This window comes from Terrabacter terrae (assembly GCF_039529575.1).
Lineage (GTDB): Bacteria > Actinomycetota > Actinomycetes > Actinomycetales > Dermatophilaceae > Terrabacter > Terrabacter terrae.
Genome location: NZ_BAAANB010000021.1, coordinates 1,118,628 through 1,144,650 on the forward strand (window position 1 = coordinate 1,118,628; position 26,023 = coordinate 1,144,650).

The window sequence follows — 26,023 nt, forward strand, 5'->3', positions numbered from 1 at the left end:
GGAACCGAAGAGCACCACACACCGAAGGAACCAGCTTGAACGACTACTACGCCGTCCTCGGGGTCTCGCGCGACGCGAGCCAGGAGGAGATCAAGAAGGCCTACCGTCGACTGGCCCGCAAGCTGCACCCCGACGTCAACCCCGGCCACGAGGCCGAGGAGGAGTTCAAGCGGGTGTCGCAGGCCTACGACGTGCTGTCCGACCCCCAGAAGCGCCAGTCGTTCGACATGGGTGCCGACCCCTTCGCCACCGGCGGCGGCGCGGGCTTCGGTGCGGGCCAGGGCTTCTCGTTCAGCGACGTGATGGACGCCTTCTTCGGTGCCGGTGCCACGGCAGGGTCGCGCGGACCGCGCTCGCGGGTGCAGCGCGGCCAGGACGCCCTGGTCCGGCTCGACATCGACCTGGCCAAGGCCGTCTTCGGCTCCGAGGAGGAGCTGACGCTCGACACCGCGGTGGGCTGCAAGCGCTGCGACGGTGACGGCGCCGAGCCCGGCACCGGCCGCCAGACCTGCCAGATCTGCCACGGCACCGGTGAGGTGCAGCAGATCCAGCGCAGCTTCCTCGGCCAGGTCATGACCTCGCGCCCCTGCGTCAACTGCCAGGGCTACGGGTCGACGCTGACCGACCCCTGCCACGACTGCTCCGGCGACGGGCGCGTGCGCACCAGGCGCACCCTCAAGCTCAAGGTGCCGGCGGGCGTCGACACCGGCACGCGCATCCAGCTGACCGGAGAGGGCGAGGTCGGTCCCGGCAACGGGCCCAACGCCGACCTCTACGTCGAGATCCGCGTCGTCAACCACGAGACGTACACCCGCCGGGGCGACGACCTGCACTGCAGCGTCGAGCTGCCCATGGCCGCGGCCGCGCTGGGCACGAGCTTCAAGCTGTCGACCTTCGACGGCATGCAGGACCTCGAGATCAAGCCCGGCACCCAGAGCGGCGACGTCCTCACCCTGCGCGGCCTCGGGGTGACGCACCTGCGTCACGGCGGCCGCGGCGACCTGCTGGTGCACACCACGGTGCAGACGCCGACCCGGCTCACCGAGGAGCAGGAGGAGCTGCTGCGGCAGTTCGCGGTCCTGCGCGGCGAGGACAGCCCCCAGGGTCGCCTCACGCCGGCCAACAAGGGGCTGTTCGGCAAGCTTCGCGACGCCTTCAAGGAGAAGTGACCCTCCCGTGAGCGCGCGGTGACCCACCAGCTCTTCCTGGGAGAGCCAGCGACGGTCGCCCAGGCCGTCGTCGGCGCCTCCCTGCTGCTCGACGGCGACGAGGGCCGTCACGCGGCCACGGTCGTGCGCATCCGCCCCGGCGAGCGCTGCTTCGTCGCTGACGGCGCCGGGCGGCGGGTGCTGCTCGAAGCCACCGAGGTCGACCGCTCGTGGGTGCGCGGCCGGGTGCTCGACGTGAGCGACGAGCCGGAGCCCGCGCCGCGTCTGGTGCTCGTCCAGGCCCTGGCCAAGGGCGACCGCGACGAGCAGGCGGTCGAGGCGGCCACCGAGCTCGGCGTCGACGAGGTCGTGCCGTGGCAGGCCGAGCGGTCGGTCGTCGTCTGGCGCGGTGACCGTGCAGCGAAGTCCCTCGCGAAGTGGGCGGCCGTCGTGGCCCGGGCCACCAAGCAGTCCCGGCGCGCACGTATGCCGGCGACGACCTCCGTCGTCGGCCTCGACGCGCTCGCGGCCCGGGTGCACGACGCGGCCCTCGCCCTCGTCCTCCACGAGGACGCCACCGAGCCGCTCGCCTCCGTGGAGCTGCCCGGGTCCGGCGACGTCCTCGTCGTCGTCGGCCCTGAGGGCGGGATCACCCCGCGCGAGCTGGAGGCGCTCGGCGCAGCCGGTGCCCGGCCCGTCCGGCTCGGCTCGACGATCCTGCGGGCCTCGTCCGCCGGCCCGGCGGCGCTCGCCGTCCTCAGCGCTCGCGCCCGCTGGCGCTGAGCGCGTACGGGAGCGACGGCATACGCCGGTTGGCGCGGGCCGTCGGCGCGTTCGAGGTGATGACGACACGTAGGGGCCGTCACCTCGAACGAGAGGTGCCAGCCGGTCGGTCGAGGTGGAACCGCGCCCCCGGGAGTGCCGCGATCACCTCGACCAGGGGTGGGTCAACGGGCGGTCAGGGGGACGCGCTGCTCGGCCACGGTGCTCCCGTCGTTGGCGCTGCTCTCGAAGACACGCAGCACGTAGCTGCCGGCGGGCACGGGCTTGGTCGAGAACGTGTAGGGCGCTCGCGCCGGCGCGGCCTGGGCCGCGGTGGTGACCCCCCTGTCGACGCGCCTGCCGTCCCGGAGCAGCTCCCACTCGACGGTCGCCTCGAAGGTGCTCGCGACTCCCGTGACCGGAAGGGGCGCCCCTGCCGTGACGACGGCCCCGCGGGCCGGCTCGTCCACCCAGATGGGTGCCACCTGGGCGAGCACCGCCATCGGGTCGGTGGGCCGCGTGTAGGACGCCGTCGCCGGGTGACCGGGCGAAACCGAGGAGCCGCCGTCGGCGAGGGTGAACCCGACGGGGAGCGACTTGCCGAGCGCCGCCTGCACCGTCCATACGAGCTGCTCCGTCGCGAGCGGCTCGGCCGACGTGCTGCCGGACGACAGCCGGACGGTGATGCCCGCGGGGCCGAGGAGCACCGACTGCGGTGACACGCCGTTCCAGGCGGAGCGGTAGGAGGAGCCGGCCGCCGGCGTTCCCATCGCCAGGCGGAGGGCAGCCAGCGCCCTGCTCTGGCCCGTCGCCGGTGAGCCCGCCGTCGTGGTCACGAACTCACGGAAGAGGCGGACCTGGGCGCTGCCGCCCACGACGGGACCCAGGTAGTAGACCGGGACGCTGACCGGGACTGTGGCGGGAGGCGGGACAACGGTGGCGGACGCCGACACCGTCGGCGGCGGTGAGGGCCGCTCGGCCGTCTGCGTGGGGATGCTCGACGGGCTGCCGGACGGTGTCGGGGCGGTGGAGGGTGGCGTCGTCGCGCTCGGCGACGTCGCCGCGACGGGTGGCGCCTGCACCGGGAGACGGTCGACCGCCCACACGGTCCCCGCCACGACCAGTGCGACGGCGGCGGCGGCGGCAGGGAGCAGCCAGCGCCGGTGCCGGCTGTTCAGGCCGTCCGGTGAGCCGGAGGAGCCACCCCGGACGGAGGAGAAGGACTCCCCGTGCGCGTCGGCGAGGATCGCCTCGAGCCGGTGGGTGGGTGTGACCGACCGGGCGTCCTGCTCGAGTGCTCGGCGCAGCCGGTCCTCGGTCGCTCGCAGGCCAGGGTCCGTGCCGCTGTGGCCGATGTTCACGGGGATCCCGACGGGCTCGCCCTCGGAGCCGGGGTCGGATCCGGTGGGGACGGGGTTCATGACAGCTCCAAGGGGTCGATGGTGCGGCGCAGACTGGTCAGGCCGCGGTGGGCGTGCGTCTTCACGGCCCCGCGTGAGATCTCGAGCGCGGCCGCGATCTGCGCCTCGGACAGGTCCGCGTAGTAGCGCAGCACGAGGACCTCACGCTGGCGGGTCGGCAGGGCATGCAGTGCGCGGGCCACGGCGGCGCGCTCGGCCGACCTCAGCGCCTCGCTCTCTGCGCTGTCGTGGCTGCCCCGTGCCGGCGTGTCCGCGGCCGCGGCGTCGCGGGCGTTCTGCCGGTCGACCACCACCTGGTGCCGCTGGACCGAGCGGCACCCGTTGACGACGGCCGCATGCAGGTATCCGACGACGCGCCCGCCGTCGCGGATGGAGGCCCAGCTGCGGTGCGTGGCGACGAACGCGTCCTGCACGACGTCCTCGGCGGCGAGCTGGTCGCGCAGCAGGAGCCAGGCGAGGCGCACGAGCCGGTGCCAGTGGGCGTCGTAGAGCTCGGTGACCGCGACGTCCGGGTCGCGGGGAAGGTCGTGGCCCTGCAGGGAAGGAGCTGGCCCAGCGGAGTCGGGCCGGGGGTCGGGCCGGGGACCGGGCCGTGGGTCGGGGCAGGGGTCGCTGCGCTGGCCGGCCGGCATGCCCAACGTTCTCACGGACGGTAGACGCGCACGGCCACGTCGAGGTTGACGCGCCCGTCCACGTGCCTAGGGTGCAGTCATGACGCCGCAGACCGACAGTGACTGCCTCTTCTGCAAGATCGTCGCGGGCGAGGTCCCCTCGGACCGGGTCGCCGAGACCGAGCGGTCCATCGCCTTCCGGGACATCAGCCCCGCGGCGCCGGTGCACGTGCTCGTGGTGCCCCGCCGCCACGAGCCGACCGTCGGCGCGCTGGCCGCGGCCTCGGGGGACGACCTGACCGACGTCTTCCGGCTCGCGGCCCGGGTCGCCGAGCAGGAGGGGGTCGCCGAGGCCCACCGTCTTGTCGTCAACACCGGCCGCGGCGCCGGGCAGACGGTCTTCCACGCCCACGTGCACGTGCTGGGCGGCACCACCTTCACCGAGGGGAGGATGGTGTGAGCGACGAGGCCGGCGCCGCCGCGCCCGTCGCGACCGACGAGGGCACCAGCCCGCCCGGCGACACGACGGCGGCTGCGCCGGGGAAGGACAAGCCCGAGCCCGTCGACGACCTGGTCACCACGCACCACGCCCTGAAGGTCGGCCGCCGCAGCCTGCGCTACACCGCGACCACCGGCCGCGTCGTGCTGCGCGAGGAGGAGCACAAGGAGGGCACGTTCGGCGGGCACCAGGCGCGTGCGGAGCTGTCCATGACGAGCTACGTCCTCGACGATGCCGACCCGCGCACTCGGCCGGTGACGTTCGCCTTCAACGGCGGGCCCGGCAGCTCGAGCGTCTGGCTGCACCTGGGCCTGCTGGGCCCGCGGCGGGTCGTCAGCGGCGACGTGGGCGCCCTCGTGCCGCCGCCCTACGACCTCGTCGACAACCCCCAGTCCCTGCTCGCCGTCAGCGACCTCGTCTTCCTCGACCCCATGTCGACCGGCTACTCCCGCGCCGTCGAGGGCGGCAAGCCGGGGGAGTACCACGGCTACCAGAAGGACGTGGAGTCGGTCGCCGAGCTGATCCGCCTCTGGACCTCGCGCAACGGCCGCTGGATGTCGCCGAAGTTCGTCGCCGGCGAGTCCTACGGCACCCTGCGCGGCGCCGCGCTCGCCGAGCACCTCCAGTCCCGCTACGGGATGTACCTCAACGGGCTCATCCTCATCAGCAGCGTCCTCGACCTCGGCTCGGTCGACTTCGAGAACCAGCGCAACGACCGCGCCCACGCCCTCTACCTGCCGACGTATGCCGCCGTGGCTCACTTCCACGGCAGGCACGGCCGCCGCTCCCTCCGCGACGTGCTCGACGAGGCCGAGGCCTATGCGACCCGCGACTACCCGTGGGTCCTGTCGCGCGGCAACCGGCTCACGCCCGCGGAGCGCGCCCAGGCGGTGTCGACCCTGGCACGCCTGTCCGGCCTGAGCGAGGACTACGTCGACCGCGCAGACCTGCGCATCGAGCACTGGCGCTTCTTCACCGAGCTGCTGCGCGACCAGCGGCTGTCCGTGGGCCGGCTCGACGCGCGCTACACCGGGCCCGCCGCTGCCGCGATCGCCGAGAACATGGACGCCGACCCCTCCCACGACGCCCTCACCGGACCGTATGCCGCCGCTTGGAACCACTACGTCCGCGACGAGCTCGGCTACCGCAGCGACCTGCACTACGAGCAGATCTCGCGGCTCGTGCACCCCTGGTCCTTCAAGGACTTCGAGGGACGGCCGGTCGACGTCTCCCCGAAGCTGGAGCGGGCCATGCGGCAGAACCCGCACCTGAAGGTGCACATCGCCTACGGCTACTACGACGGGGCGACGCCCCACTTCGCGGCCGAGGACGTCGTCGCGCACCTGCAGCTGCCGCAGGACCGGTTCGCGAACGTCGAGCGCGCGTACTACGAGGCGGGGCACATGATGTACGTGCACGAGCCGTCGCGCCTGCGGCAGAGCGCAGATCTGGCGGATTTCGTGGTGAGGAGCGCGAGCCGCGACACGTAGACTCGTGTCCACGATGAATGATGCGCAGCCACGACCATCCGAGCCCGACGGCCACCTCGACAGCCACCTCGACAGCGACACGGCCGGACGCCCCGCAGGCGCCCGCAGCGCAGCTGCTGGCCGGGGTGCCGACGCCCCGGTCCTGACCCGGGAGATCCCGCCGCCGATCGAGATGGTGACCCTGCTCGGCCCGCGTGACGAGCTGCTGCGCACCATGGAGCGGCAGTTCCCGCTCGTCGACACCCACGTGCGCGGCAACGAGATGACGTTCACCGGACCGGCGGGCGAGCTCGAGATCATCGACAGCCTCGTCGACGAGCTGCTCGTCATCGTCGAGACCGGCCAGCCACTCAACCGCGACGCGGTGGAGCGCTCGATCTCGATGCTGCGCAGCCAGACGGTCGAGCGCCCCGCCGACGTGCTGACGATGAACATCGTCAGCAACCGCGGCCGCACCATCCGGCCGAAGACTCTCAACCAGAAGCGCTACGTCGACGCGATCGACCAGCACACCATCGTCTTCGGCATCGGGCCGGCCGGCACGGGCAAGACCTACCTCGCCATGGCCAAGGCCGTGGCGGCCCTGCAGGCCAAGCAGGTCAACCGGATCATCCTCACCCGCCCTGCCGTCGAGGCGGGCGAGCGGCTCGGCTTCCTGCCGGGCACGCTCAACGACAAGATCGACCCCTATCTGCGGCCCCTCTACGACGCGCTGCACGACATGGTCTCGCCCGAGACGATCCCCAAGCTGATGGCCTCCGGCACGATCGAGGTCGCGCCGCTGGCCTACATGCGTGGCCGCTCGCTCAACGACGCGTTCATCATCCTCGACGAGGCACAGAACACCTCGAGCGAGCAGATGAAGATGTTCCTCACGCGCCTCGGCTTCGGCTCCAAGATGGTCGTCACCGGCGACGTCACCCAGGTCGACCTGCCGGGCGGCACCCGCTCGGGGCTCCGCGCGGTACGCGACATCCTCGGTGACGTCGAGGACATCCACTTCGCCGAGCTCACCTCGCACGACGTCGTACGCCACCGGCTCGTCAGCGCGATCGTCGACGCCTACGACCGCACCGACGCCCGCGACCGCAAGCGGGCCGCACGCCGCGCCGCCGAGGGTGACCGGAGTGGGCCGACGTCAGCCAAGCGGATCCGGACGCGCGGTTCGTCGACCGCGTCGGCTACGTCGGCAGGGTCGTCGGCCTCGGCGGCCGACGACGCGCTGGCCCAGGAGGACCCCGCGTGAGCATCGACGTGCTCAACGAGACCGACCACGACGTCGACGAGCTGGAGCTGCTGTCCTGCGCTGGCTACGTCATGGAGCAGATGCGCGTGCACCAGCAGGCGGACCTGTGCATCAAGCTCGTCGACGAGGACGCGATGGAGGTCCTCCACGTGCAGTGGATGGACCTGCCGGGGCCGACCGACGTCATGAGCTTCCCGATGGACGAGCTGCGCCCCGGACGGGAGGGGCAGGAGCCCGAGGAGGGCACCCTGGGCGACATCGTCCTGTGCCCGTCCGTGGCGACCAAGCAGGCGGCCGAGGCGGGGCACGCCCCGATGGAGGAGATGCTCCTGCTGACGGTGCACGGCATCCTGCACCTGCTCGGCTACGACCACGCCGAGCCCGACGAGGAACGGGAGATGTTCGAGCTGCAACGCCAGCTCCTGCTCACCTTCCTCGCCTCGCGCAACCGCCCCAGCGCCTGACGGCCGGGCAGAGACTCGAGAGAACGAGATGCTTCCGCAGTTCGCCCTCCCGGCCCTGATCAGCATCGTCGTGGCGTTCCTGCTGTCGGCCGCCGAGGCCGCCATCTTCCGCATGTCCCGCGTGCGTGCCCAGGAGCTCTTCGACGAGGGCCGCTCGGGGGCCAGGTCGCTGGTCACCGTCGTCGGTGACTCACCGCCCTACCTCTCCGTCATCGCCTTTCTGCGCGTCGTGGCCGAGGCGACCGCTGCCGTGCTCGTCACGCTCGCCGTCGCGGCCCGGTTCGAGTCGACGTGGAGCCGCGCGCTGCTCAGCATCGCCATCATGGCGGTCGTCTCCTTCGTGGTCGTCGGCGTGTCGCCGCGCACGCTCGGCCGGCAGAACTACGACACGGTGGCGCTCTGGAGCGCACCGTTCGCCGTCGGTCTGCGCCGCGTCCTCGGCCCGCTGGCCAAGCTGCTCGTCGTCCTCGGAAACGCCGTGACGCCCGGCAAGGGCTACACCGACGGGCCGTTCCAGACGGAGTCCGAGCTGCGCGACCTGGTCGACATGGCGGGCGACACCGACGTCATCGAGGCCGACGAGCGCGAGATGATCCACTCCGTGTTCGAGCTGGGCGACACCGTCGCCCGGGCGGTCATGGTGCCGCGCACCGACATGGTCACGATCGACGCCGACAAGAGCCTGCGCAGCGCCATGTCCCTCTTCCTCCGCTCCGGGTTCTCCCGCATCCCGGTCATCGGTGAGGACAGCGACGACGTGCGCGGACTGCTCTACTTCAAGGACGTGGCCCGCCGGCTCAACGCAGCCCCCGAGGACGGTCGGCACCCGGCCACCGAGGTGATGCGACCCATGCACTTCGTGCCCGAGAGCAAGCCCGTCGACGACCTCCTGCGCGAGATGCAGCTCGAGCAGAGCCACTTCGCCATCGTCGTGGACGAGTACGGCGGCACGGCCGGTCTCATCACGATCGAGGACATCATCGAGGAGATCGTCGGCGAGATCGCCGACGAGCACGACCGCGAGGCTCCCGGCGTCGAACAGCTGGAGGACGGCACGCTGCGGGTGCCGGCCTCGATGGACATCGACGACCTCGGCGAGCTGTTCGACGTGACCATCGACGAGGACGACGTCGACACCGTCGGTGGCCTGCTCACCAAGGTCATCGGACGGGTGCCGATCGTCGGGTCCTCCGGTACGGTCGCTGGGCTGGAGCTGACGGCCGAACGGATGGCCGGACGCCGCCACCGCGTCGCGTCGGTCATCGTGCACCGGGTGTCGGTGCCGGAGGACGACGCGGCGCTCACCGAGGCGCACACCAAGACGGAGGACGCCCATGGGCACCCAGGACGCTGACCCGACGCAGAGCGAGGGCCCGGGCGCCCTCCCCGGCGGACGCTCCGAGGACTACCGCGCGGGCTTCGCCTGTCTCGTGGGCCGGCCCAACGCGGGCAAGTCGACCCTGACGAACGCCTTGGTCGGCCAGAAGGTCGCCATCACGAGCTCGAAACCGCAGACGACGCGCCACACCATCCGCGGCATCGCGACCACGCCCACGGCGCAGGTGATCCTCGTGGACACCCCCGGCCTGCACAAGCCGCGCACACTGCTCGGCGAGCGGCTCAACGACCTCGTCCGCGAGACGCTCCTCGAGGTCGACGTCATCGGCTTCTGCCTGCCCGCCGACCAGCGCATCGGGCCCGGCGACACCTTCATCGCGAACGAGCTGAAGGAGCTGCGCTCGGTCCGTCGTCGTCCGGTGGTCGCCATCGCCACCAAGGCCGACGCCGTCGACCGTGAGCGGCTCGCCGAGCACCTGATCGCGATCGACCGGCTGGGGGAGTGGGACGCCATCATTCCGTGCTCCGCGGTGTCGGGAAGCCAGGTCGAGGAGGTCCGCGACGTCCTCGCCTCGTTCCTGCCCCGCTCGCCCCAGCTCTACCCGGACGGCGTGCTCACGGACGAGCCGGAGATGGTCATGATCGCCGAGCTGGTCCGCGAGGCGGCGCTGGAGGGCGTGCGCGACGAGCTGCCCCACTCGCTCGCCGTGGTCGTCGAGGAGATGGTGCCGCGGGAGGGGCGCCCGGAGGACAAGCCGCTGCTCGACGTGCGCGTCAACGTCTTCGTGGAGCGTCCCAGCCAGAAGGCCATCATCATCGGTCGCGGCGGCTCGCGGCTGCGCGAGGTCGGGACCAACGCCCGCAAGGGCATCGAGGCGCTCCTCGGCCAGAAGGTCTACCTCGACCTGCACGTCAAGGTCGCCAAGGACTGGCAGCGAGATCCCAAGCAGCTGCAGCGCCTCGGCTTCTGACGGCAGTCGCCTCCCGCCACCGGTCCGACGAGCCGGAACGGGCCGACGAAACGCCGTCCGTTCCCGCAACGCGCTCATGGTCTGCCAGCGCGCGTGAGCGGCCGAGCACGTCTCACGATCCGGGCCGGCAGTCCCGAGCGGTGGACGCGGACGAAGCCACCGGCATACGGTGGCGGGGTGCGAGCGGTGAGCCTCCTCCTTCTCTGCCGCGACGAGGCCTGATCCCGGCCCTCCTCGTCGCGGAGTTTCCCGTGTCCGGCCGGACACCGAGCGAGACGCAGACGAAGAGAGTGCAGCGATGATCCACCCCCAGCAGACGTCGGGAATGCCGTTCCGCAAGTACGTCCCGTTCCACGAGCAGATCCCGTTCGACCTGCCCGACCGCACCTGGCCGACCAAGCGCATCGACAAGGCGCCGCGCTGGTGCGCCGTCGACCTGCGCGACGGCAACCAGGCGCTCATCGACCCGATGAACTCGGAGCGGAAGCTGCGGATGTTCCAGCTGCTCGTGAAGCTGGGCTACAAGGAGATCGAGATCGGGTTCCCGTCGGCGAGCCAGACCGACTTCGACTTCTGCCGCGAGCTCATCGAAGGTGGTCACATCCCGGACGACGTGACGATCCAGGTGCTGACGCAATGCCGCGACCACCTCATCGAGCGGACCTTCGACGCGATCCGCGGGGCGAAGGAGGCGATCGTCCACTTCTACAACTCCACCTCGATCCTGCAGCGCCGCGTCGTCTTCGGCCTCGACCAGGACGGCATCGTCGACATCGCGGTGCAGGGTGCGCGGCTGATCAAGAAGCTCGAGGAGACGATCCCCGACACGACGATCTACTACGAGTACTCGCCGGAGTCCTACACCGGCACCGAGCTCGACTTCGCGGTGCGCATCTGCAACGCCGTCATCGACGTGATCGACCCGAGCCCCGACCACAAGATGATCGTCAACCTGCCGGCCACGGTCGAGATGATCACCCCGAACGTCTACGCCGACTCGATCGAGTGGATGGTCCGCCACCTCGACCGCCGCGACTCGCTCGTCGTGAGCCTGCACCCCCACAACGACCGCGGCACCGGCGTGGCCGCCGCCGAGCTCGGCTACCTCGCCGGCGCCGACCGCATCGAGGGCTGCCTCTTCGGCAACGGCGAGCGCACCGGCAACGTCGACCTCGTCACGCTCGGCATGAACCTCTTCAGCCAGGGCGTCGACCCGCAGATCGACTTCAGCGACATCGACGAGATCCGGCGCACGGTGGAGTACTGCAACCAGCTGCCGGTCGGTGAGCGCCACCCCTACGGCGGCGACCTCGTCTTCACGGCCTTCAGCGGCTCGCACCAGGACGCCATCAAGAAGGGCTTCGAGGCGATGGAGGTCGAGGCCAAGGAGAAGGGCACCAGCGTCGACGACCTCGTCTGGGGCGTTCCCTACCTGCCGGTCGACCCGCACGACCTCGGCCGGTCCTACGAGGCGGTCGTACGCGTCAACAGCCAGTCCGGCAAGGGCGGCGTCTCGTACATCATGAAGTCCGAGCACCAGATGGACCTGCCGCGGCGGCTGCAGATCGAGTTCTCCGGCGTCGTGCAGCGGGGCGTCGACCAGGACGGTGGCGAGGTCGCTCCCGCCGAGCTGTGGGCCAGGTTCCAGGACGAGTACCTCCCCGACCCCGCCAATCCGTGGGGTCGGTTCGAGCTGGTCAACGTCGTCACCGACTCGACGGTCGACGGGGCCTCGACCATCGAGGCGACCATCACCGACCACGGCGAGCCGATCACCATCACCGGCCGGGGCAACGGCCCGATCGCGGCGTTCCTCGACGCCTTCATGACGATCGACGGGGCCCCGGACATGCGGGTTCTCGACTACGCCGAGCACGCGCTGTCGGCAGGTGGCGACGCGCGCGCCGCGGCCTACGTGGAGTGCGCCATCGGGCCGCGGGTGCTGTGGGGCGTCGGAGTGGACTCCTCCATCGTCACGGCCTCGCTGAAGGCCGTGGTGTCGGCGTGCAACCGTGCCTTCCGCGACCGCACCGCCGAGGAGGCCGCGGCCGCGGGTGCAGCGGGCTGAGGTAGCCTCACGCCCCATGGAGTCCCCGGTCGGTCGAGCACTCCTTCGACTGACCGGGGCCTCGCTCGTGCTGGTGGCGCTCGTCGGGCTCATCGCGCCACGAGCGGTCAACGTCACGCACCGCTGGCAGGTCGTCCTGCCGGTCACCCTGGGCCTCGTCCTGTCGGCCCTCCTCGTCCGGCTCCCGGCGTGGGCCAAGACCCGCTGGACGCCCGTCGTCGTGTCGCTCGCCGGCGGCGTCGTGGCGACGTTCGTCGGGTTGATGACGCGCTACCACTACGGGTGGGACGCCCGCGTCGTCATGGACATGGCGCGGGCCGTGCAGGCCGGCCGTGCGCTCGGCGCGGCCGACTACGACTATCTCTCGATGTACCCGAACAACCTGCCCCTGCTGGCCATCGACCGCCTGGGTGCGGCCGTGTCAGGCACCTTCTCGCTCGCGCCCGACGCCGTCCTCGTCCCGGTCAACGGCATCTGCGTCGCGGTGACGTTGTATGCCGTCCACCTCCTCGTCGCCCGGGCCGCCGGCCGTGGGCCCTCCCTCGTCGCGCAGCTCGTGACACTGGTCCTGGTCGGCACGAGCCCGTGGCTCGCTGTCCCCTACACCGACTTCTACGCGATGCCCTTCGTGGTCGGGGGAGTGGCCCTGGCCGTCAAGGCGCTGGCGCCGGGCCGGCGCTCCCGCCGAGTGCTGCTGTGGCTGCTGGCCGTGGTCGCGGTGTCCGTCGCCTACGCCATCAAGACGACGCCGGTCGTCATCGCCATCGCCGCGGTGCTGACGGCGGTCCTCGCGATCTTCGACCACGACCTCGCTGCGGGACGGCGCGCCGGTGTCGTCGCCGCGTGCGCCGTCTCCTCGCTGGCCTTCGTCGCGCTGGGGCTGGGCCTGTCCAGCGCCGCAACCGTCGCCAGCGGGGTCGACGCCTCCCGCATCGACGCGTCGACCTCGCCGCCGCTGCTCTGGTGGGTCGCCCTCGGCGCCGACGAGCAGCGCGCGCCCGGTGGGATCGTCAACTACGGCGCCTACTCGCGCGAGATGGTCGACGCCGTGGCCGGGCGCAGCCAGGACGAGACGAAGGCGTATGCCGCCGGCTTCCTCGCCGACCGTTGGGCCGAGCGCGGCCTCGGGGGAACGCTCGCGTTCTACGGCGACAAGGCCGCGTGGAACTGGGGCGACGGCATGTTCTGGGCCTGGGGAGAGGGGCCGGACTCCCTGCCCGGCGCGCTCGCGCCGGCGACCGGGCTGACGGGACTGGTGCACGAGGTCAACGGGTTCCACGGGTCGGCCTATCCGCTGCGCGCCGACCTGACCCAGGCGCTGTGGCTGGCCGTGCTGCTCGTGGCGGGTGCGGGGCTGCTGCGCGCCCCGTACCGTCGCGAGACCGTCCTGCTCGCCGTGTCGGTCCTCGGCATCGCGGCGTTCACCGTGGTGCTCCAGGGCCGGTCACGCTACCTCTTCGCGTTCGTCCCGCTCGTCGTGGCGCTCGCAGCGGTGGCGCACGGGTCCCTGCCACGGCTGGGGGGCCGCCGAGGTCGGGTCAGTCGATCGAGTCGGTGAGGACCGCGTCCACCGCGGCGAGAGCGGCCGCGTCGCCCTCCCGGGTGATCGCGCCCTCGGCGGGTCGGTTCCACAGCCAGCAGTCGAGGTCGGCGGCGGAGCCGCAGATCTCGGCGGCTGCCGCCGCGTCGGGTCCGTCGCTGACCAGGAGGCGTTGCACGTCGACCGGCCGGCCGTCGAAGGTGCCGGTCACCCGCACCGGCGTCACCGTCCACGAGTGCATCGCATCGACGGTCGCGATCGTGACCGGCGGCGCGCTGCTCGTGTGCGTCAGCCCGGGCTCCGGCTCGTAGCCGCGCATGATGCGGAGCACCTCGTCGACGCCGTCGGCCGCGAGCCGGCAGTCAATGGGCGTGCGGTCACCAACGGTGAGCTCGGCATCGAGGCGGTGGACCAGCGCCTCGTGGGCCTGGCGGCGCCGGATGTAGCCGGCCGTCTTGTCGTCGGCCCACATCCACAGCGGGGTCTCGGGAGCCAGGCCGTCCAGCATCCGCTGCAGCCGTTCGCTGGCGCGGTCGAAGAAGCCGAGCAGTCCCGCACGGTCACCCGGCCGCGCCTCCCGCGAGGCGTTCAGGGCGTCCAGGGCCGCCGGGTCGGTGAGCCGGCGCTCGGCGATCTCGCCCCAGAACCACTGCACCTCCCCGAGGTGCCACAGCAGGTCGTCGGCGTCCCAGTCGGGCCACGTCGGCGCGCGCACGTCGCCTGGCGCGGTGGTCAGCACCTCGCGGAAGCGCACCGAGTCGGCCGCCAGGTGGTCGAGGAAGGGCAGGGAACCACCGGAGGGGCGGGACGGCATACGGGGTCTCCTTCAGCGAACGCCGGCGACACGGAACTGGACCGAGATGCGCGGGCCCATCGGCTCGGAGGTCTTGGGAACCGCGTGGTCCCACGTCCGCTGGCAGGACCCGCCCATCACGACGAGGTCACCATGTCCGAGGGGGTAGCGCAAGGTCTTCTGCGTCGTGCCGGGGATGGGGCCGCCGTCGCGCGGTCGCAGGGTGAGGGTGCGCGCGGACCCGAGCGACAGGATGGCGACCATGGTGTCGGTGTCGCGCGAACGCCCGATGCGATCGCCGTGCCACGCCACGCTGTCACGGCCGTCGCGGTAGAGGCAGAGCCCGGCCGTGACGAACGGCTCGCCCAGCTCGGCCGCGTAGTGACGGCTCAGCGCCTCGCGCGCCTCGACGAGGATGGGGTGGGGCAGGCGCTCCTCCGCGGCGTAGAACCTGGTGAGCCGGGGGACGTCGACGACGGAGTCGTACATCTGGCGGCGCTCGGCGTGCCAGGGCACCTCGTGCAGCAGCGTGCTGAACAGCTCGTCGCCCGCGGCGAGCCAGCCGGGTCGCACGTCGACCCACGCACCGCGCGTCAGCCTGTGGCGGGTCAGCCCCGTGCCGACGTCGCGCAGGGTCATGGCGTCGGTGAGATCGAGCAGCGAACCCTGGAGAGAGAGGTCCATGCCTCCACGATAACCCATGTCTCGAACGGGTGTTCGACTCCGGTGCGGATCGTCGCGACGGCGCAGCGGCGCCACGGCGCGTGCGGTCCCACCGGCCCCGGCGCGCGGTGGAGAATGGACCCATGCCCCTCTACCGTGACGAGGCGATCGTCCTGCGCACCCACAAGCTGGGCGAGGCCGACCGCATCATCACGATGCTCACGCGGACCCGCGGTCGGGTCCGTGCCGTGGCCAAGGGCGTGCGGCGCACGAAGTCCCGGTTCGGCTCGCGCCTCGAGCCGGGCATGGTCGTCGACGTCCAGTGCTACGAGGGGCGCAACCTCGACACCGTGACGCAGGTCGAGACGCTCGCCCCCTACGGCGACGCGATCGCCCGCGACTACACGGCCTACACGTGTGCGACCTCGATGCTGGAGACGGCCTTGCAGCTCACCGAGGAGCACGAGCCGCAGACCCAGCAGTACCTCCTGCTCGCCGGGGCGCTGCGCTCGCTGGCCGAGCGCGCCCACGACCCGGGACTCGTCCTCGACGCGTACCTGCTGCGCTCGCTCGCCGTGGCGGGCTGGGCACCGAGCTTCGTCGACTGCGCGAAGTGCGGCGCGCCGGGTCCCCACCGGGCGTTCAACGTGCAGGCCGGCGGCGCGGTGTGCTCCGTATGCCGTCCGCCCGGCTCGAGCGCCCCCGCCCCCGAGACCTTCACGCTGCTCGCGTCCCTGCTGACCGGCGACTGGGACGTCGCCGACGCGAGCGAAGACCGGCACCGTCGCCAGGGCAACGGGCTCGTGTCGGCGTTCCTCCAGTGGCACATCGAGCGCGGGCTTCGGTCGCTGCGCCTCGTCGAGCGTGCCTGAGCGCCGGCGGGCTACAAACGAGCTGTGCCCCAAGTGAAGCCGACCCCGACCGACCGGAGAGCCGTGTACGCCAAGCCCTTCCCGCACCCGACCGGTGCGACCGCGCCCGTCATCCCGGCCGACGTGCTGCCCAGGCACGTCGCCATCGTCATGGACGGCAACGGCCGCTGGGCCAACGCGCGCGGCCTGCCCCGGACGAAGGGGCACGAGGCGGGGGAGGCGTCACTGCTCGACGTCGTCGCCGGCGCGATCGAGGTGGGCGTCACGCACCTGTCGGCATACGCCTTCTCCACGGAGAACTGGCGGCGCTCGCCCGAGGAGGTGCGTTTCCTCATGGGCTTCAACCGTGACGTCATCCGCCGGCGCCGGGACCAGCTGCACGAGTGGGGAGTTCGCATGCGCTGGGTCGGGCGTGCGCCCCGCCTGTGGCGTTCGGTCATCAAGGAGCTCGAGGTCGCCCAGGAGCTGACCCAGCACAACACCGGGCTCACGCTCTACTTCTGCGTCAACTACGGCGGCCGCGCCGAGATCGCCGATGCCGTCCAGCGGATCGCCCACGACGTCAAGGACGGGCGCCTGCGCCCCGGCTCGGTCGACGAGAAGACGATCATGCGCTACCTCGACGAGCCGACGATGCCGGACGTCGACCTCTTCGTCCGCAGCTCCGGTGAGCAGCGCACGAGCAACTTCCTGCTGTGGCAGTCGGCCTACGCGGAGATGGTGTTCCAGAACAGGCTTTGGCCCGACTACGACCGGCGCGACCTGTGGTCGGCGATCGAGGAGTACGTGGCCCGCGACCGCCGTTACGGTGGCGCCGTCGACACGCCCACCAAGGCTTGACCCAAGGCTTGACGCCGGGGTCGGTGTCGGGTCAGCGGTCGACGATGGTCACCTCGTACTGGCTCGCCTTGGGCGGGAACCCGGTGTCGAACTTGGCGTTGACGACGGCCAGGTGGTCACCGAAGCGCGCGACGGTGGTGGGCACCTCGAACTTCGGGCTCGTGATCGTCTCGAGGAGACGACCGGACGACAGGCCTTCCGAGAGCCGCCACTCCGTCACCTTGTTGGAGAAGTTCTGCACGGCGTAGACGGTGCGTCCCTGGAGCAGGATGCCGTCGACGTTCGGCACGCTGACGCCGGTGATCGTCGCGCTGGCGCCGCTGACCGGGTCGACGGTGTTGAGCACCGCCGAGTTGGTGTGGGCGACGACGAGCGTGTGCCCGTCAGCGCTCGCCTGGATGCCGTTGTTGTTGAAGCCGGACTTGAGGACGGCTGCGGGTCCGTGCAGCTGGAGCGTTCGCACCGCGCCGAGGGTCCCGCCCCGGCTGATCGGGATGAAGTACAGCTTCGCTTGCGACGAGTCGGTGAACCAGGCGCCCTTGCTCGTCACAGCGACGTCGTTGATGACCGAGGTCCCGGTGGTGAGCTGGTACGCCTTGACGGGCGCCCCCGTCACCGAGTCGTAGACGTAGGCCTGCCCCGTGAAGCCTCCGGCGGCGAAGAGGAGGTGGTGGGGCCGGTCGAGCCGCAGCCCCAGGGCCATCCGGCCCTTGGGTGCGGTGATGAACGTGGAGGCTGTCCGGGTCCGCACGTCACCCCGGTAGATGTTGCCGGTGAACAGCTCGCCGGCGTAGAACGTGGTGCCGGTCCCGGCCGTTATGCCCTCGGCGGAGTGGGCACCCGGCAGGACGATCTGGTCCGGCCGGTGGTCCGCCTGCGCGGGGGACAGGCCGAGGACGACGGTGAGTGCTCCGGCGAGGAGAGCTGCGAGACGTGCGCGCCTGGCGATCCCTGACATGTGGCCACCCCTTCGGTCGTGCCGCTCGCGGCCCTTCACCACGTCCGCGGCCTTCCGAACAGGGTCGACCTTGCGTCGCCCGAGCCGCAAGATCACAGAGCGGCACCTACCGGACCCGTTGCGTCAGGACGTGGCGCAGTCGGCGCAGGTCCCGAAGATCTCGAGGGTGTGCGTGACTGCCGTGAAGCCGTGCTCGGTGGCCACCTTGTCGGCCCATCGCTCGACGGCCGGGCCCTCGACCTCGACGGTGCGGCCGCAGCTGCGGCACACGAGGTGGTGGTGGTGGTGCGTCGAGCAGGCGCGGTAGACGGCCTCGCCCTCGTCGGTGCGCAGCACGTCCACGGTGCCGGCCTCGACCATCGACTGGAGGGTCCGGTAGACCGTGGCGAGGCCCACGCCCGCACCGGACTCGCGCAGTCGGGCGTGCACCGTCTGGGCCGAGGTGAAGTCGTCGGACCGCTCGAGCAGCTCTGCCACCGCAGCCTGCTGCCGGGTCGGCTTGCGCGAGACGGGAACTCCCTTGGTGCTGTTGCTCCCGTTCATCGCGTCCTTCCCGTCGTTCGTGTCGTTCCGGCCGTTCCTGTCCGGGCCCGGGACGCGGTGCCGACCGGGTCACCGCCTCCGGCTGCCGCTGCCTCGTCGCCACGGTGCGTGCTGTGCTGGTGCAGGTCCCCGTGCTCGTCGTAGTGGCCCTCGTGGGCCGCGTGCAGGTGCCCGTCGTGGAGGTAGTCCACGTGGTCGCCGTGGGTCACCGCCGGGTGGCCGCACTCGCTGCCGTGCTCGTGGCTGTGTGTCTCGGCCACCTCGTGCTGCCGGTTCCCCGCTCTGGACAGGACGCCCGTGACCACGGCCGTCACGACGAAGAGGGCGACGGCGAGCAGGACGATGGTGCCCCCCGAGGGGGTGTTGAGCGGGTAGGAGAGAGCGACGCCCCCGACGGAGGAGACCAGGCCCAGGGCGATCGCCCACCGCAGCCCACCGCTGAACGACCTGGCCACGAGCTGGCTGGCGGCGTTGGGCACGATCATGAGCGCGCTGATGAGCAGCAGCCCGACGACGCGCATGGCAACGACGACCGTCGTCGCCGTGAGCACGGCCAGCACGATGTTGAGGGGCAGGACCGGGAGCCCGACGGCCCGGGCGTACTCCTCGTCGTTGGCGACCGCGAAAAGACGCGGGCGCAGGGCCCACGTGGTCACGGCGACGACGAGAGCGAGCCCCGCGAAGACGTAGAGGTCGCCGCGCTGGGTCGTCAGGATCGAGCCGAACAGGTACTTCATGAGGTTTCCCGGGGTGCCCTCGGCCGACTTGCTGATGATGACCACCCCTGCCGCGATGCCGCCGTAGAAGATCACCGCGAGGGCGACGTCGCCGTTGGTGCGCCCCTTCGTGCGCAGCAGCTCGATGACGACGGCCGCGAGCACCGCCGCGACGAGCGCCGTGAGCACGGGGGCGGTACCGGTGACGAGGCCCACGGCGACGCCGGCGAGGGCGACGTGGCCCATGCCGTCTCCGATCAGCGACAGCCGCCGCTGGACGAGGAAGATGCCGACCATGGGCGCGACGGTGCCGACGAGCAGGGCCGCGATCAGGGCCCGCTGCATGAAGTCGACGGTGAGCATCTCGATCACGGTCGGGCTCCCTGCTGCCGGGTGTCGGTGTGGCTGGCGTCGAGGGGTCCGTGCGCCAGTGCCTGGTGCGCCTCGAGCTCGAGGTCGTGGTGGTGGCTGTCATGGTCGTGGTGCACGCGCTCGCGGGCGACGGCATACTCCTGCGGGGTGCCGTCGAAGGTGATCCGGCCCGTGTCGACGACGACGATCCTGGTCAGCAGTCGTTCGAGCGCGCCCAGCTCGTGGGTCACGATGAGCATGGTGACGCCGCGGCGCACGAGGCGTTCGAGGACGTCGGCCAGCACGTGCTGGTTCGCCGCGTCGACGCCGGCGGTGGGCTCGTCCATGATGAGGACGTCGGGCTGCCCGGCGAGCGCCCGCGCGATCAGGACGCGGCGCTGCTGGCCGCCCGAGAGCGTGCTGACCTCGGTCGCGGCCCGGTCGGCGAGGCCGACGACGTCCAGCGACCGCGCGACGAGCTGGCGGTCGGTGGCCCGGAGGCGTCCGAGCCAGCCGATGCGCGGGAGCCTGCCCGTCGCGACGATCTCCTCCGCCGTGGCCCGCACCGACGCCGAGAGCGTGTGGCGCTGGGGGACGTAGCCGAGGCGGGCGCGTTCGCGCAGCTCGTGGCTCGGCACGCCGAAGAGCGTCACGCTGCCCGAGATGCGCTCGTTGAGCCCGAGAACGCCCTTCATCAACGTCGACTTGCCGGAGCCGTTCGGCCCGACGACCGCCACGATCTCGCCGTGGCGGACGGTCAGTGACGCGTCGGCCAGGACGGCGCGCTCGCCGTAGCCGAAGGCCGCGTGCTTCAGCTCGATGACCACCTCGTCCGAGGGCGAGGTCGTCCCGTCGGTCCGTGCCGTGGTGGAGGTCACGAGCACCCCAGCCCCTTCTGCAGCGCGTGCAGGTTGCTGCGCATGACCTCGAAGTAGTCGCCGCCTGCTGAGGCACTGGTGATCCCCTCGAGCGGGTCCAGCGTCGCGACCGAGGCGCCGGTCGAGCCGGCGACGGTCTGGGCGAAGTGGGGCTCCACGAGCGTCTCCTGGTAGATGGTCGTCACGCCCTGGCTCCGGACGAGGTCGGAGATCTGCTTGAGCCCGGCGCCGCTCGGCTCGGCGTCGGGGGAGATGCCGGTGATGCCGTGCTGCTGCAGGCCGTAGCGCTGGGCGAGGTAGCCGAACGCGGCGTGGCTCGTGACGAGCACCCTCGCGCGGCACGAGGTGAGCCCCGAGCGCAGCTGCCCGTCCAGCGCCGTCAGCTTCGCGACGAACGCGGACGTGTTCCTGCCGTATGCCGCCGCGCGCGCCGGGTCGTCCTTGCCCAGTCGCGCCCCGATGACCTTCGCCACCGCTGCGTAGCGCTGCGGGTCGAGCCAGAAGTGCGGGTCGCTGCCGGCGTGGTCGTGGGCGTCGTGCTCCTGGGTCGAGCCGCCATCGTGCCCGGACTCCTCGGCCAGGGTCAGCGACAGGTCGGCGGCGTCGGCGACGTCGAGCACCGAGGTGGGCTGGACCTCGGCGATGGCCTCGTCGACGGCCGGCTGGAAGCCGTCGGCATAGACGACCAGCCTGGCCTTGCTCATGCGTGCGACGTCCTGGGGTGCCAGCTCGAGGTCGTGCGGCTCGGTGCCCGGCTTGGTCAGCACGGTGACGGGGACGGCGCCCCCGGTGATCTGCTCCACCGCGAACTGCAGGGGGTAGAACGAGGTGACGACGGCCTGCTCAGGGTCCGAGGGGGAGCCGGAGCCGGATCCGCCACCCGGCTGGGTCCCGCAGGCGGCGGTCGCCATGACGAGCGCCGTCGCGGCGAGCAGCACTGCCAGTCCGGAGCGGAGCTGGCGAGCAGGGGAGGGCGGCATGGGCGCCATCCTCCCCCAAGTGAGAATGATTGTCAAAACCGTTCTCGTGGAGCGGTCGGGCTCACCCTGCCGGAGCGACCCGCACCACGGCCACCGCGACGGCGAGCACGAGCACGGCCACCCGCATCAGGCGCTCTGGCAGGGTCAGGCGCTGCCACGTCAGGAAGAGCAGCCAGCCGACGAAGGCGGCCACGACCAGGAACGCGATGCCGCCCCACGGCCGCGGTGCGACCACGCCCGCGACGATCAGGGCCACGAGGAGGACCAGCCCGACGGGGCGCGGGACGGTGTTGAGCCGCTCGACCCAGGGGGCGGAGGCGTGCTCGAGACGGGAACGGAAGCTCAGGGCCACGGAAGGAGCCTAGGGGACGCGGCGGCATACCCGGGACGCGTGGCAAAGCACTGGCCTGCGCCCGATAACCTGTGCGGCATGGCCAAGCAGACATCCACCGTGGACACCGTCGTCAGCCTCTGCAAGCGCAGGGGCTTCGTCTTTCCCAGCGGCGACATCTACGGAGGCACGCGGTCCGCGTGGGACTACGGCCCGCTCGGCGTCGAGCTCAAGGAGAACATCCGTCGCCAGTGGTGGAAGGCCATGGTCACGAGCCGCGACGACGTCGTCGGCCTCGACTCCTCGATCATCCTGCCCCGCGAGACGTGGGTCGCATCGGGCCACGTCGGCACCTTCACCGACCCGCTGGTCGAGTGCCTGAACTGCCACAAGCGCCGTCGCCAGGACCACCTGCAGGAGGCGCTCGCGGAGAAGAAGGGCATCGAGGACCCCGACTCGATCCCGATGACCGACATCGTGTGTCCCGACTGTGGCACCAAGGGCCAGTGGACCGAGCCGCGCGAGTTCAACATGATGCTCAAGACCTACCTCGGCGTCATCGAGGACGAGTCCGGCCTGCACTACCTGCGCCCCGAGACGGCGCAGGGCATCTTCGTCAACTTCAACAACGTCATGCAGGCCTCGCGGAAGAAGCCGCCGTTCGGCATCGCCCAGACCGGCAAGAGCTTCCGCAACGAGATCACGCCCGGCAACTTCATCTTCCGCACGCGCGAGTTCGAGCAGATGGAGATGGAGTTCTTCGTCAAGCCGGGTGAGGACGAGGAGTGGCACCAGTACTGGATCGACGAGCGCACCCGCTGGTACACCGACCTCGGCATCAACCCCGACAACCTGCGCCACTACGAGCACGCGAAGGAGAAGCTCTCGCACTACTCCTCGCGGACGGTCGACATCGAGTACCGCTTCAACTTCGCAGGCTCGGAGTGGGGCGAGCTCGAGGGCATCGCCAACCGCACCGACTTCGACCTGTCGACGCACAGCCAGCACTCGGGCACCGAGCTGGTCTACTTCGACCAGCAGACCGGTGAGAAGTACACGCCCTACGTCATCGAGCCGGCTGCCGGTCTGTCTCGCTCGCTCATGACCTTCCTGGTCGACGCGTACTCCGAGGACGAGGCGCCCAACACCAAGGGCGGTGTCGACAAGCGCGTCGTGCTGCGCCTCGACCCGCGCCTGGCGCCGGTCAAGGCCGCGGTGCTGCCGCTGTCGCGCAACACCGACCTCTCGCCCAAGGCGCGCGACCTCGCCGCGCAGCTGCGCCGCCACTGGAACGTCGACTTCGACGACGCCGGCGCCATCGGCAAGCGCTACCGCCGCCACGACGAGATCGGCACGCCGTACTGCATCACGGTCGACTTCGACACGCTCGAGGACCATGCGGTGACCATCCGCGAGCGCGACACGATGGCCCAGGAGCGCATCGCCCTCGACCAGGTCGAGGGCTACCTCGCGCAGCGCCTCGTCGGCTGCTGACACCTCCCTCGCGCACCCGCTGACGGATGCCGTCCGCCACCCGGGCGGGCGGCATACGTTCGTCAGGGGTGGCCCGACGGACCGCCACGAGCTCTGCGTCCACGCCCGGACCGGCTGCCCAACGCCGGTTTGTGGCGGTCCGCCGGTCCGGCGGCGTCGGTCAGCCAGGCTCCGACCCGGTCGCGACCGGGCGTGAGGGGTCGCGAATCCACTCGCTCCACGAACCGGGGTAGAGCACCGTGTCGACGCCGAGCTGGGCCAGCGCGAGCATCTCGTGCGCCGCGGTGACGCCGGACCCGCAGTAGACGCCGACCGGCCCGGCCTGGGCCTCCCTCCCGTCCGTCACGCGCTTCCAGACCTCCGCGAGGTCGCGCCGGAACGAGCCGTCCTCGGCGAGCCAGGCTGCTGTGGGGCTGTTGACCGCCCCCGGGACGTGGCCGGCGACGGGGTCGATCGGCTCGGCCTCGCCGGCGTAGCGCTCGGGCGCGCGGGCGTCGAGCAGCAGTCCCTCGCGCGCCAGCCGTGCCGCGCCCGCAGCATCGAGCGTCGGCAGCTGGCCGGGGCGAACTGCGAAGTCCCCGTGCCGGTCCGCCGGCTCCTCCGTCGAGACGGGCAGTCCGGCCGCGAGCCAGGCGGCATAGCCGCCGTCGAGCACGCGGACGTCGGGAACGCCGGCCCAGCGCAGCACCCACCACGCCCGCGCGGCGGCATACGACTCCTTCGCGTCGTAGACGACGACGCGGCTGCGCTCGGTGATGCCGGCGCGACGCGCCAGCGCCTGGACGACCGCAGGATCTGGGAGCGGGTGCCGACCGCCCTCACCGGCGGGAGCGGCGAGCTCGGTGTCGAGGTCGACGAAGAAGGCGCCGGGCACGTGGCCGGCCTCGTAGTCGGCCCGGCCCGCGCCGGTGTTCGCGGTCGTGAGGGCCCAGCGGACGTCGAGGACGACGACGTCCTCGATCCCGTGGGCCAGGTCTGCGGCGCTCAAGAGGTGGCTCACCGGCTCATCGTGGCATCCTCGCGGTGTGCGTGCTCACCTGGTCCTCGTGCACGGCTCACGGCTGGCGAGCAGCCAGTGGGCCCCGCAGGTGGCGCTGCTGCAGGGCCAGGTCGACCTCAGCCTCGTCGACCTGCCGGGACACGGCGTGCGAGCGGGCGAGGACTTCACGTTGGACGGGTGCGTCCAGGCGATCGACGAATCGGTCCGGGGCGTCCTGCCGAGCACCCCGGTCGTGCTCGTCGGCCACTCGCTGGGCGGCTACGCCGCGATGGCGTATGCCGCAGCCCACCCCGACGCGCTCGACGGGCTCGTGCTGGCCGGGGCGAGCGCCACGCCGACCGGACCGGGGGCGGCCGTCTACCGGGGCGTCGCAGCCCTGACCGACCGCATCGGCCCGGAGCGGATGACGCGGCTCAACGACAGGATCCTGCGCCGGCTCTACCCGGCCGAGCGCATCGAGCCCGTCATCGCGGGGGGCTACTTCTTCGCACCGACCGCCGCCGCCTGGCGGGAGGTCATGACGCACTGCCGCCCGTCGATGCTCGAGCGGCTGAGCTGTCCCGTCCTGCTGCTCAACGGCCAGTTCGACCAGCTGCGGGTCGGGGTGCGCGACTACCTCCGGGCCTGCCCGACGGCCCGCGAGGAGGTGATCCGGCGCGCGAGCCACCTGTCGAACCTCGACCAGCCGAAGGCCTTCGCTGACGCCCTCCTGCGCTTCACGCGGGAGGTCCTCGATTCGGCGCCAGGCTCCTCATCGGGGAGAATCGGGCGGTGACCGACGTGATGACACCCCCGACGCAGGCCGGTGAGGCCCCCTCCGCAGACCTCGCGCGCCCGGCCGCGGCGACGGCGGGCGCCGTGCTGGCGCCCCTGCGCATCGGCCGCCACGTCATCGAGTCACCCGTGGTGCTCGCCCCGATGGCCGGCATCACCAACCGCGCCTTCCGGCGCCTGTGCCGCGAGCACGGCAACGAGGGCACCGCGCTGTCAACGGCGCGGGGCGCGAGCGGCGCCACGAGCCTCTACGTCAGCGAGATGATCACGACGCGGGCCCTGGTCGAGCGCAGCCCCGAGACGATGCGCCTCATCGAGCACGACCCCGACGAGAACCCGCGCTCGATCCAGCTCTACAGCGTCGACCCCGCCACGGCCCGCGCTGCGGCGCGCATCCTCGTGCAGGAGGACCGGGCCGACCACATCGACCTCAACTTCGGCTGCCCGGTCCCCAAGGTCACCCGCAAGGGCGGTGGCTCCGCGCTGCCGTGGAAGAAGGAGCTCTTCCGGTCGATCGTCGGCGCGGTCGTCGAGGAGGGTGCCAGGCGCGACATCCCCGTCACGGTCAAGATGCGCAAGGGCATCGACGACGACCACCTGACCTTCCTCGACGCCGGGCTGGCCGCCGAGGCCGAGGGTGTCGCCGCCGTCGCGCTGCACGGGCGTACGGCTGCCCAGTCCTACTCCGGCACCGCCGACTGGAGCGCCATCCGGATGCTCAAGGAGACCGTGACCAGCATCCCCGTCCTCGGCAACGGCGACATCTGGTCGGCCGAGGACGCCCTGCGCATGGTCCGCGAGACCGGCTGCGACGGGGTCGTCGTCGGCCGCGGCTGCCTCGGACGGCCCTGGCTCTTCACAGACCTCGCGGCGGCCTTCGCCGGCACCTCGGCGCGGGTGACGCCGACGCTCGGGGAGGTTGCGGACACGCTCCGGAAGCACACGGCATACCTCTGCGACTTTTACGGCGAGGAGGAGCGCGCCTGCCGCGACATCCGCAAGCACATCGCCTGGTACCTCAAGGGCTTCCCGGCCGGGTCGACGATCCGCAACTCGCTCGCCCTCGTCGACTCGATGGCCTCGCTCGAGGCGCTGCTCGCCACGCTCGACCCGGAGGCGCCGTGGCCGGGGGAGGCGGCGGAGGGCCAGCGCGGTCGCGCGGGCTCGCCGCGCAGCGTGGCCCTGCCGGACCGGTGGCTCGAGTCGCGGGAGCTCTCCGAGGAGCACCGCCGCACGATCGCCGAGGCCGAGCTGTCGGTCAGCGGGGGCTGA

The 26,023-nt window shown here is 71.7% G+C and carries 26 protein-coding genes; 15 read left to right on the forward strand and 11 right to left on the reverse strand.

The genetic code is table 11. The features are described from left to right. The first annotated feature begins 35 nt into the window (after positions 1 to 35). Entirely contained in the window at positions 36 to 1,169 is a 1,134-nt protein-coding gene (gene dnaJ, locus ABD194_RS15280; RefSeq protein ID WP_343992868.1) for a molecular chaperone DnaJ, read from the forward strand. 18 nt (positions 1,170 to 1,187) lie between these two features. Beyond that, positions 1,188 to 1,931, forward strand: a complete 744-nt coding sequence (locus ABD194_RS15285; RefSeq protein ID WP_343992870.1) for a 16S rRNA (uracil(1498)-N(3))-methyltransferase — start codon at positions 1,188 to 1,190, stop codon at positions 1,929 to 1,931. 164 nt (positions 1,932 to 2,095) lie between these two features. Here the strand turns inward: ABD194_RS15285 and ABD194_RS15290 are convergent, their stop codons facing one another. Next, positions 2,096 to 3,331: a Gmad2 immunoglobulin-like domain-containing protein gene (locus ABD194_RS15290; protein ID WP_343992872.1), complete on the reverse strand. Its 1,236-nt coding sequence runs from the start codon at positions 3,329 to 3,331 to the stop codon at positions 2,096 to 2,098. Then, a complete protein-coding gene (locus ABD194_RS15295) occupies positions 3,328 to 3,963 on the reverse strand; it encodes an RNA polymerase sigma factor (RefSeq protein WP_343992874.1) in 636 nt (211 codons plus the stop codon). Before ABD194_RS15295 ends, ABD194_RS15290 begins: the two co-directional genes overlap by 4 nt. A 79-nt stretch (positions 3,964 to 4,042) precedes the next feature. Between ABD194_RS15295 and ABD194_RS15300 the strand changes: the two genes are divergently transcribed. The 8 genes from ABD194_RS15300 (at position 4,043) to ABD194_RS15335 (ending at position 13,576) form a co-directional block, all read left to right on the forward strand. Beyond that, positions 4,043 to 4,402, forward strand: a complete 360-nt coding sequence (locus ABD194_RS15300; RefSeq protein WP_343992876.1) for a histidine triad nucleotide-binding protein — start codon at positions 4,043 to 4,045, stop codon at positions 4,400 to 4,402. Then, positions 4,399 to 5,931, forward strand: a complete 1,533-nt coding sequence (locus tag ABD194_RS15305; protein WP_343992878.1) for a S10 family peptidase — start codon at positions 4,399 to 4,401, stop codon at positions 5,929 to 5,931. Before ABD194_RS15300 ends, ABD194_RS15305 begins: the two co-directional genes overlap by 4 nt. 13 nt (positions 5,932 to 5,944) lie before the next feature. Next, complete coding sequence (locus tag ABD194_RS15310) at positions 5,945 to 7,177, forward strand: PhoH family protein (protein WP_343992880.1); 1,233 nt, start codon at positions 5,945 to 5,947, stop codon at positions 7,175 to 7,177. Then, the gene (ybeY, locus tag ABD194_RS15315; protein ID WP_343992882.1) at positions 7,174 to 7,641 is read left to right on the forward strand and encodes an rRNA maturation RNase YbeY; all 468 of its coding nucleotides are present in this window, start codon (positions 7,174 to 7,176) and stop codon (positions 7,639 to 7,641) included. Before ABD194_RS15310 ends, ybeY begins: the two co-directional genes overlap by 4 nt. Before the next feature lie 28 nt (positions 7,642 to 7,669). Beyond that, complete coding sequence (locus ABD194_RS15320; protein WP_343992884.1) at positions 7,670 to 8,995, forward strand: hemolysin family protein; 1,326 nt, start codon at positions 7,670 to 7,672, stop codon at positions 8,993 to 8,995. Next, complete coding sequence (gene era / locus ABD194_RS15325; protein WP_343992886.1) at positions 8,976 to 9,950, forward strand: GTPase Era; 975 nt, start codon at positions 8,976 to 8,978, stop codon at positions 9,948 to 9,950. Before ABD194_RS15320 ends, era begins: the two co-directional genes overlap by 20 nt. Before the next feature lie 298 nt (positions 9,951 to 10,248). Next, positions 10,249 to 12,018, forward strand: a complete 1,770-nt coding sequence (gene leuA / locus ABD194_RS15330) for a 2-isopropylmalate synthase (RefSeq protein WP_343992888.1) — start codon at positions 10,249 to 10,251, stop codon at positions 12,016 to 12,018. 16 nt (positions 12,019 to 12,034) lie between these two features. Continuing rightward, entirely contained in the window at positions 12,035 to 13,576 is a 1,542-nt protein-coding gene (locus ABD194_RS15335; RefSeq protein WP_343992891.1) for a glycosyltransferase family protein, read from the forward strand. Here ABD194_RS15335 and ABD194_RS15340 read toward each other — a convergent pair. Continuing rightward, a complete protein-coding gene (locus ABD194_RS15340; RefSeq protein ID WP_343992894.1) occupies positions 13,557 to 14,372 on the reverse strand; it encodes a maleylpyruvate isomerase family mycothiol-dependent enzyme in 816 nt (271 codons plus the stop codon). The genes ABD194_RS15335 and ABD194_RS15340 overlap by 20 nt on opposite strands. A 12-nt stretch (positions 14,373 to 14,384) precedes the next feature. Next, positions 14,385 to 15,035 (reverse strand): alpha-ketoglutarate-dependent dioxygenase AlkB, encoded by a 651-nt coding sequence (locus ABD194_RS15345; protein ID WP_343992896.1) that lies wholly within the window; start codon positions 15,033 to 15,035, stop codon positions 14,385 to 14,387. 122 nt (positions 15,036 to 15,157) lie between these two features. On the opposite strand from ABD194_RS15345, the gene recO reads away from it, so the two are divergent. Further along, positions 15,158 to 15,886 (forward strand): DNA repair protein RecO, encoded by a 729-nt coding sequence (gene recO / locus ABD194_RS15350; protein ID WP_343992898.1) that lies wholly within the window; start codon positions 15,158 to 15,160, stop codon positions 15,884 to 15,886. 63 nt (positions 15,887 to 15,949) lie between these two features. Next, positions 15,950 to 16,726 (forward strand): isoprenyl transferase, encoded by a 777-nt coding sequence (locus ABD194_RS15355; protein ID WP_343994173.1) that lies wholly within the window; start codon positions 15,950 to 15,952, stop codon positions 16,724 to 16,726. 31 nt (positions 16,727 to 16,757) lie between these two features. Here the strand turns inward: ABD194_RS15355 and ABD194_RS15360 are convergent, their stop codons facing one another. From ABD194_RS15360 to ABD194_RS15385, 6 genes are all read right to left on the reverse strand, one after another. Next, positions 16,758 to 17,684 (reverse strand): SMP-30/gluconolactonase/LRE family protein, encoded by a 927-nt coding sequence (locus ABD194_RS15360; protein WP_343992900.1) that lies wholly within the window; start codon positions 17,682 to 17,684, stop codon positions 16,758 to 16,760. 123 nt (positions 17,685 to 17,807) lie between these two features. Continuing rightward, positions 17,808 to 18,227: a Fur family transcriptional regulator gene (locus tag ABD194_RS15365; protein ID WP_343992903.1), complete on the reverse strand. Its 420-nt coding sequence runs from the start codon at positions 18,225 to 18,227 to the stop codon at positions 17,808 to 17,810. Next, the gene (locus ABD194_RS15370) at positions 18,224 to 19,315 is read right to left on the reverse strand and encodes a metal ABC transporter permease (protein WP_343992905.1); all 1,092 of its coding nucleotides are present in this window, start codon (positions 19,313 to 19,315) and stop codon (positions 18,224 to 18,226) included. Before ABD194_RS15370 ends, ABD194_RS15365 begins: the two co-directional genes overlap by 4 nt. Next, a complete protein-coding gene (locus ABD194_RS15375; protein ID WP_343992907.1) occupies positions 19,312 to 20,172 on the reverse strand; it encodes a metal ABC transporter ATP-binding protein in 861 nt (286 codons plus the stop codon). The genes ABD194_RS15370 and ABD194_RS15375 overlap by 4 nt, the downstream gene beginning before the upstream one ends. Then, positions 20,169 to 21,152, reverse strand: a complete 984-nt coding sequence (locus ABD194_RS15380; protein WP_343992909.1) for a metal ABC transporter substrate-binding protein — start codon at positions 21,150 to 21,152, stop codon at positions 20,169 to 20,171. Before ABD194_RS15380 ends, ABD194_RS15375 begins: the two co-directional genes overlap by 4 nt. 61 nt (positions 21,153 to 21,213) lie before the next feature. After that, the gene (locus ABD194_RS15385) at positions 21,214 to 21,504 is read right to left on the reverse strand and encodes a DUF6703 family protein (RefSeq protein ID WP_343992911.1); all 291 of its coding nucleotides are present in this window, start codon (positions 21,502 to 21,504) and stop codon (positions 21,214 to 21,216) included. A gap of 78 nt (positions 21,505 to 21,582) precedes the next feature. Here ABD194_RS15385 and ABD194_RS15390 point away from each other — a divergent pair, with 78 nt between their 5' ends. Then, positions 21,583 to 22,977, forward strand: a complete 1,395-nt coding sequence (locus ABD194_RS15390) for a glycine--tRNA ligase (protein ID WP_343992913.1) — start codon at positions 21,583 to 21,585, stop codon at positions 22,975 to 22,977. A gap of 160 nt (positions 22,978 to 23,137) precedes the next feature. On the opposite strand, the gene ABD194_RS15395 is transcribed toward ABD194_RS15390, so the two are convergent. Then, positions 23,138 to 23,977: a sulfurtransferase gene (locus tag ABD194_RS15395; RefSeq protein WP_343992915.1), complete on the reverse strand. Its 840-nt coding sequence runs from the start codon at positions 23,975 to 23,977 to the stop codon at positions 23,138 to 23,140. Between the two features lie 25 nt (positions 23,978 to 24,002). Between ABD194_RS15395 and ABD194_RS15400 the strand changes: the two genes are divergently transcribed. Together ABD194_RS15400 and dusB are read left to right on the forward strand one after the other, a co-directional pair. Then, positions 24,003 to 24,752 (forward strand): alpha/beta fold hydrolase, encoded by a 750-nt coding sequence (locus tag ABD194_RS15400; protein ID WP_343992918.1) that lies wholly within the window; start codon positions 24,003 to 24,005, stop codon positions 24,750 to 24,752. An 8-nt stretch (positions 24,753 to 24,760) separates the two neighbouring features. After that, a complete protein-coding gene (dusB, locus tag ABD194_RS15405) occupies positions 24,761 to 26,023 on the forward strand; it encodes a tRNA dihydrouridine synthase DusB (protein ID WP_425580018.1) in 1,263 nt (420 codons plus the stop codon).

Coding starts and splice junctions, on each gene's coding strand:
- ABD194_RS15290 (WP_343992872.1), bottom strand. CDS start 3,331: ATGAACCCCGTCCCCACCGGATCCGACCCCGGCTCCGAGGGCGAGCCC.
- ABD194_RS15295 (WP_343992874.1), bottom strand. CDS start 3,963: ATGCCGGCCGGCCAGCGCAGCGACCCCTGCCCCGACCCACGGCCCGGT.
- ABD194_RS15300 (WP_343992876.1), top strand. CDS start 4,043: ATGACGCCGCAGACCGACAGTGACTGCCTCTTCTGCAAGATCGTCGCG.
- ABD194_RS15310 (WP_343992880.1), top strand. CDS start 5,945: ATGAATGATGCGCAGCCACGACCATCCGAGCCCGACGGCCACCTCGAC.
- ABD194_RS15320 (WP_343992884.1), top strand. CDS start 7,670: ATGCTTCCGCAGTTCGCCCTCCCGGCCCTGATCAGCATCGTCGTGGCG.
- era (WP_343992886.1), top strand. CDS start 8,976: ATGGGCACCCAGGACGCTGACCCGACGCAGAGCGAGGGCCCGGGCGCC.
- leuA (WP_343992888.1), top strand. CDS start 10,249: ATGATCCACCCCCAGCAGACGTCGGGAATGCCGTTCCGCAAGTACGTC.
- ABD194_RS15335 (WP_343992891.1), top strand. CDS start 12,035: ATGGAGTCCCCGGTCGGTCGAGCACTCCTTCGACTGACCGGGGCCTCG.
- ABD194_RS15340 (WP_343992894.1), bottom strand. CDS start 14,372: ATGCCGTCCCGCCCCTCCGGTGGTTCCCTGCCCTTCCTCGACCACCTG.
- ABD194_RS15345 (WP_343992896.1), bottom strand. CDS start 15,035: ATGGACCTCTCTCTCCAGGGTTCGCTGCTCGATCTCACCGACGCCATG.
- recO (WP_343992898.1), top strand. CDS start 15,158: ATGCCCCTCTACCGTGACGAGGCGATCGTCCTGCGCACCCACAAGCTG.
- ABD194_RS15360 (WP_343992900.1), bottom strand. CDS start 17,684: ATGTCAGGGATCGCCAGGCGCGCACGTCTCGCAGCTCTCCTCGCCGGA.
- ABD194_RS15365 (WP_343992903.1), bottom strand. CDS start 18,227: ATGAACGGGAGCAACAGCACCAAGGGAGTTCCCGTCTCGCGCAAGCCG.
- ABD194_RS15380 (WP_343992909.1), bottom strand. CDS start 21,152: ATGCCGCCCTCCCCTGCTCGCCAGCTCCGCTCCGGACTGGCAGTGCTG.
- ABD194_RS15390 (WP_343992913.1), top strand. CDS start 21,583: ATGGCCAAGCAGACATCCACCGTGGACACCGTCGTCAGCCTCTGCAAG.
- dusB (WP_425580018.1), top strand. CDS start 24,761: ATGACACCCCCGACGCAGGCCGGTGAGGCCCCCTCCGCAGACCTCGCG.